Annotated in this window: 5 protein-coding genes; 3 read left to right on the forward strand and 2 right to left on the reverse strand. The window is 78.4% G+C overall.

All coding sequences use genetic code 11. The features are described 5' to 3' along the window. Positions 1 to 55 precede the first annotated feature (55 nt). Positions 56 to 490: a CoA-binding protein gene (locus HLB09_RS12385; protein WP_171203665.1), complete on the reverse strand. Its 435-nt coding sequence runs from the start codon at positions 488 to 490 to the stop codon at positions 56 to 58. 95 nt (positions 491 to 585) lie between these two features. On the opposite strand from HLB09_RS12385, the gene HLB09_RS12390 reads away from it, so the two are divergent. Continuing rightward, a complete protein-coding gene (locus tag HLB09_RS12390; RefSeq protein ID WP_171203666.1) occupies positions 586 to 861 on the forward strand; it encodes a hypothetical protein in 276 nt (91 codons plus the stop codon). A 30-nt stretch (positions 862 to 891) separates the two neighbouring features. Here the strand turns inward: HLB09_RS12390 and HLB09_RS12395 are convergent, their stop codons facing one another. Further along, entirely contained in the window at positions 892 to 2226 is a 1335-nt protein-coding gene (locus HLB09_RS12395; protein WP_171203667.1) for an LCP family protein, read from the reverse strand. 95 nt (positions 2227 to 2321) lie between these two features. On the opposite strand from HLB09_RS12395, the gene HLB09_RS12400 reads away from it, so the two are divergent. Both HLB09_RS12400 and HLB09_RS12405 read left to right on the forward strand, forming a co-directional pair. Then, positions 2322 to 4166 carry a glycosyltransferase gene (locus HLB09_RS12400; protein WP_171203668.1) on the forward strand — a complete coding sequence of 615 codons (1845 nt, stop codon included), beginning with the start codon at positions 2322 to 2324 and terminating at the stop codon, positions 4164 to 4166. Beyond that, entirely contained in the window at positions 4163 to 5200 is a 1038-nt protein-coding gene (locus HLB09_RS12405; RefSeq protein ID WP_212771005.1) for an NAD-dependent epimerase/dehydratase family protein, read from the forward strand. Before HLB09_RS12400 ends, HLB09_RS12405 begins: the two co-directional genes overlap by 4 nt. Positions 5201 to 5370 lie beyond the last annotated feature (170 nt).

Raw genomic sequence — 5370 nt, forward strand, 5'->3', positions numbered from 1 at the left:
CTGCGGGAGCGGGTCGCCGGCGCCTGACCGCGTGCCGCCGCGCCCGCGGCGGCCCTCAGACCAGGCCGAGCCGCGGCGCCTCGATCGCCGGGCAGGCGTCCATGACGACGTCGAGCCCGGCCGCGCGGGCGCGGGCCGCGGCCTCCTCGTCGACGACGCCGAGCTGCATCCACACCGCGTGCGCGCCGAGACGGATGGCCTCGTCGACGACCGCGCCGACGCGCGAGGAGTTGACGAAGCAGTCGACGACGTCGAGCGGCCCGTGCCGGTCCGCCGTGGCGAGGTCGGGGAAGCCGTGCTCGCCGTGGACGTCGACCGCCCGCGGGTGCACCGGCACGACCTCCGCGCCGAGCCGCTCCTGGAGGAAGCGGGCGACGCCGTACGCCGGCCGGTCGGTGTTGTCGGACAGCCCGACCACCGCCCACCGGCCCGGCTCGGTGAGCAGGCGGCGGACGACGTCGGGGTCGTTGGTGTGGGGCGTGGAGGTCATGCCGCCATGGTGCGTCGCCGACGGCGTCGACGGCGCCCGGAGGGCGCTGTGGACGGACGGCACCTCGGGTGCCGAGCGCGCCCTAGCCTCGGCACGTGGTGCCCACGTCGCTCCTCGTCACCGCGATGATCGGCGGCTTCGCCGTCGCGCTGACCGCCGTGCTCGCCGTCGTCGGGGTGCTCGGGAGCCGGCTGACGGACCTGCGCGCCGACATGACCGGGCGCTTCGACGTCGTGGACCGCCGCTTCGACGGCGTCGACCGTCGCGTCGAGCGGCTGGAGGAGCGCGTGGGCGGCGTCGAGGAGCAGATGACGGCGGTGCGCGCGTCCCTCGGTGCCGTCGACGCGCGGCTGACGACGCTGGAGCGCTGACGGCCCCGGCGCGGCGTCGTCCGCCGCGGCTCAGCCCCCGAGCGCGGCCGCCTGCGCGTCGGCGAGGGCTCGGACCGCCTCGGTGTCGTCCGCGCGCAGCGCCGACCACAGGGCGTCCGCCTGCTCCTCGTCCCAGTCGACGACCTGCCCGGAGTTCGTGACCCGGTCGGTCGCCGCCACGGGCACCGTCATCGAGACCCCGTCCGCCGACGAGGCGGCGCGCATGCCGCGGGCGAAGGTGACGAGGTCGCCGAGGCCGGTGGACTCGTCGACCGTGAGGGCGGACCCGCCGGCCGCGGCGGTGGGGAAGGCGCGGAAGGGGTTGAGCAGCAGCCCCGGCGAGGTGCCCTCGGCGGCGATGGCCGCCATGAGCTCGCGCTGGCGGTCGGCCCGGCCGAGGTCGCCGCGGGGGTCCTCGTAGCGGGTCCGGGCGTAGCCGAGGGCCGTGAGGCCGCCCATCTCCTGGCAGCCGGCCGGGATGTCGAGGTCGGCCCGCGGGTCGACGATGGCGGTCGGCGGGCACATCTCGACCCCGCCGACGGCGTCGACGACGTCGGCGAAGCCCTCGAAGCCCGTCTCGACGTAGTCGTCGACCTTCAGCCCCGTGGCCAGCTCGACGGTGTCGACGAGCAGCGGCGCCCCCCCGAGGGAGTACGCGGCGTTGATCTTCGTCTCGTAGTAGCCCGGCACCTCGACGTAGGAGTCGCGGGGAAGGCTCACGAGCACGCTCGGGCCGCTGCCGTCGGGCACGTGGAGCAGGAGGATCGAGTCGGTGCGGGCGCCTTCGGCGTCCCCCCCGATGTCGGTGCCCTCGCGGCTGTCCGAGCCCACGAGCAGGTAGGTGCTGCCCGGGGTGTCCTCGACGGCCGAGGCGCCCAGGGCGTCGACGCGGCCGAGCGCGCCCAGCGCCGTGAGGCCGAGCGCCACCGGGTACGCGACGAGCGCGACGGCGAGGAGGGCGACGACGCCCACGACGGCCCGCCGGCGGCGCACCGCCGAGGAGGGCCGCCGCGCCGACGGGGGCGCGGCCGGGGACGCGCCGGGGGACCGGCGGCTCGCGGGGCCGTGGTCCGGGGGGCGGTGGTTCGAGGGGCGGTGGCTCGAGGGGCGGGGGCGCCCGTACGTCGTGCCCTCGGCGGCGCGCTCGTGGCCCCTGCGCTCCTGGCTCCTGGACTCCTGGCCCCTGGACTCCTGGCCACCGCGCTCCTCGGGCGCCCGGCCCTCCCGCGACCGGTCCGGCGCGGGCGGGAGGGAGCCGTCACCACCGCGCAGGCGGGGGCGGGCGCGGTAGGTCGTCGCGGGCCCCCAGCGCGGCTCGTCGCCGCCGGCGGGCGCGCCCCGCCGGGGGTCGGGCTGGCTCGGCATGCGCGGGAGGATACGGCGCGCTCCTGGGCGCCGGCCGGTGCCGCACCGGGGCGTCGCGCCCCGGCGGCGACCCCCGGAGCGTCTACGGTCGGGGGGTGCGCGCGGGCGAGGGCAGGGTCGTCGCCGTCGTCGTGACGTACGACCGGCTGGCCCTGCTGCGCGAGGCGCTGCCGGCCGTGCTGGCCCAGGACCGGCGCGTCGACGCCGTCGTCGTGGTCGACAACGCCAGCACCGACGGGACGGCGGCGTGGGTGCGCGCCGAGCACCCGGGGGCCGACCTCGTCGAGCTCCCCGTCAACACCGGCGGCGCGGGCGGCTTCGCCGCGGGCGTCGCGCGGGCGCTGTCGGCCCACGACGCCGGGTGGGTGTGGCTCCTCGACGACGACACGGTGCCCTCGCCGACGGCGCTGCGGGAGCTGCTGGCCTGCACGACGACCGGGGGGACGTCGGGCGGAAGAGCCGGGGAGCGCGTCGACCTCGTCGCGAGCCGCGTGCTGTGGACGGACGGGCGCGAGCACCCGATGAACACGCCGCGGCCGAGACCGGGAGCCTCCCGGGCGGAGCGCGCCGCCGCCGCCCGCGCCGACGCGGTGCCGGTGCGGTCGGCCTCCTTCGTCTCGGTCCTCGTGCGCGCGGAGCGGGTCCGCGAGGTGGGCCTGCCGCTCGCGGCCTACTTCCTGTGGAACGACGACTTCGAGTTCACGACCCGCGTGCTGCGCGGCCGCCGCGGCCTGGCGAGCCGGCGCAGCGTCGTCGAGCACCGCACGCGCGTCTTCGGCGACACGGCCGCCGACCCGGGGGAGCGCTTCTACGTCGAGGTCCGCAACAAGCTCTGGCTCTTCGGCCGCAGCCGCGGCCTCGCGCCGTGGGAGAAGGCGCTCTACGGCGCCTCGACCCTGCGCCGTTGGGCGCGCACGTGGCGGGGCAGCCGGAGGCGCGGCGTCCTGCTCGCCGCCGGGCTGCGGGGGCTGCGCGACGGGCTGCTCACCGCGCCGCGCTCGACCGCCGAGGTGCTGGCGGCCGCCGGAGCACCCGCATCGGCGCGGTCCCTCGCGCCGGTCCGTCCCGGCTCCCCGTCGGCGGGGGGCGCGCCGCCGGCCGACGGGCCGCTGCCCTTCTCCCTCCTCCTGCCGTACTACCGCGCCGACCGCGCGGACCTGCTGCGCCGCGCCTTCACCTCGGCCGTCCACGACCAGCACCGGCGCCCGGACGAGGTGGTCCTCGTGCAGGACGGCCCCGTGGACGCCGCGCTCGCCACCGCCGTCGACGCGCTCGTGGCCGGGAGCCCGGTGCCCGTGCGCGTCGTGCGGCGCCCGGTCAACGGGGGGCTGGCGGCTGCCCTGCGCGACGGCCTGGCGGCCTGCCGGCACGACGTCGTCGCGCGCATGGACGCCGACGACGTCTGCCTGCCCGAGCGCTTCGCGCGCCAGCTGCCCCTGCTCGAGGCGGGGGCCGACCTCGTGGGCTCGGGGCTCGCCGAGCTCGAGGGCACGGCCGAGGGGGAGGAGCGCGTCGTCGCCCGGCGCACGCCGCCGCTGGACCACGCCGCCATCACGGCCCGCGCCCGCTTCCACAGCCCGTTCAACCACCCCACGGTCGTGTACCGGCGCTCGGCCGTCGACGCCGCCGGCGGCTACCGCGATCTGCCGCTGCTCGAGGACTACTGGCTCTTCGCGCGCATGGTCGCGGCGGGGGCCCGCACCGCCAACGTCCCCGACCCGCTCGTCCTCTACCGCGTCGACGCCGGCTCGTACGCGCGCCGCGGCGGCGCCCGCCTCGCCCTCGCGGAGCTGCGCCTGCAGCGCGAGCTGCTCCACGAGGGCTTCACCGGGCCGCTCGTCTTCGCGCGCAACGTCGCCGTGCGGGGCGGGTACCGGTTCCTGCCCGAGGCTGTGCGCCGCCGGGGCTACCGCGCCGTCTTCGCGCGAGGTCGGTCGTGAGCGGGCCGGACGAGGGGGCGCCGTCCCCGGAGGGCTCGGCGACAGAGGGGACGGCGGCGGAGACGACGGCGGCGCAGGCGACGGGGGCCCGCCTGCTCGTCACCGGCGGGGCCGGCTTCATCGGCAGCCACCTCGTGCGCGCGGCGCTGGCCGACCCGGCGGTCGAGGAGGTCGTCGTCCTCGACGACCTCTCCACCGGCTCCGCCGCGGCGCTGGCCGAGGCGGGGGCGCACCTCGTCGAGGGCAGCGTCACCGACGCTGACGTGCTCGAACGCGTCGTGCCCGGCCGGACCTCCGTCGTCCACCTGGCCGCGCTGGCCAGCGTGGCGGCGTCCCTGCAGGACCCGCTGCGCACGCACGAGGTCAACAGCACGGGCACGCTGCTCCTGCTCGAGGCGTGCCGGCGGCACGGGGTCCGGCACGTCGTCGCCGCCTCCTCGAGCGCCGTCTACGGCGACGAGCCGCGGCTGCCCGCGCGCGAGGACGACGTCGTGGCCCCCCTGTCGCCCTACGGGGTGAGCAAGCTCGCCACAGAGCAGCACCTCCTGGCGCACCAGCGCAGCTTCGGGCTGCCAACCCTCGCGCTGCGCCTGTTCAACGTCTACGGCCCCGGCCAGGGGGCCGACCACGCCTACGCCGCGGTCGTGCCCGCGTTCGTCGCGGCGCTGCTCGACGGGCGGCCCCTGCGCGTCGACGGCGACGGGCGGCAGACCCGCGACCTCGTCCACGTCTCCGTCGTCGTCGAGGTGCTGCTCGACGCGGTGCGGCGCCGGCTCTCCCACCCGACGCCCGTCAACGTCGGCGGAGGGGAGGCCACCTCCCTGCTCGACCTGGCGACGGCGCTCGGCCGCGCCGCGGGCGCGGACGTCGAGCTGCGGCACGCCCCGGCCCGCACGGGCGACGTGCGGCACTCCCTGGCGGACGTCGAGCTGCTGCGCCGGCTCTTCCCCGACCTGCCGCGCGTCCCGCTCGAGGAGGGCCTGCGCACGGCCCTGGACTGGGCGCGGGCCGCCGGCGCACGACCCGCGGGCTGAGCCGCCCCCGTCGGGCGGCCCGCTCCCCCCACCCGGACGACCGCCGGGGTCGGTCCCTCAACCGAGGGCGTGCGCACGGTGGCGGACAGGCCGATGCGCTGGGCGGGGCGGGGGAGCATCGCGTCGAGCCGCTCGAGCGACAGCGCCAGGTGGGCGCCGCGCTTGGTGCC

The organism is Pseudokineococcus marinus (assembly GCF_013004605.1).
Lineage (GTDB): Bacteria > Actinomycetota > Actinomycetes > Actinomycetales > Quadrisphaeraceae > Pseudokineococcus > Pseudokineococcus marinus.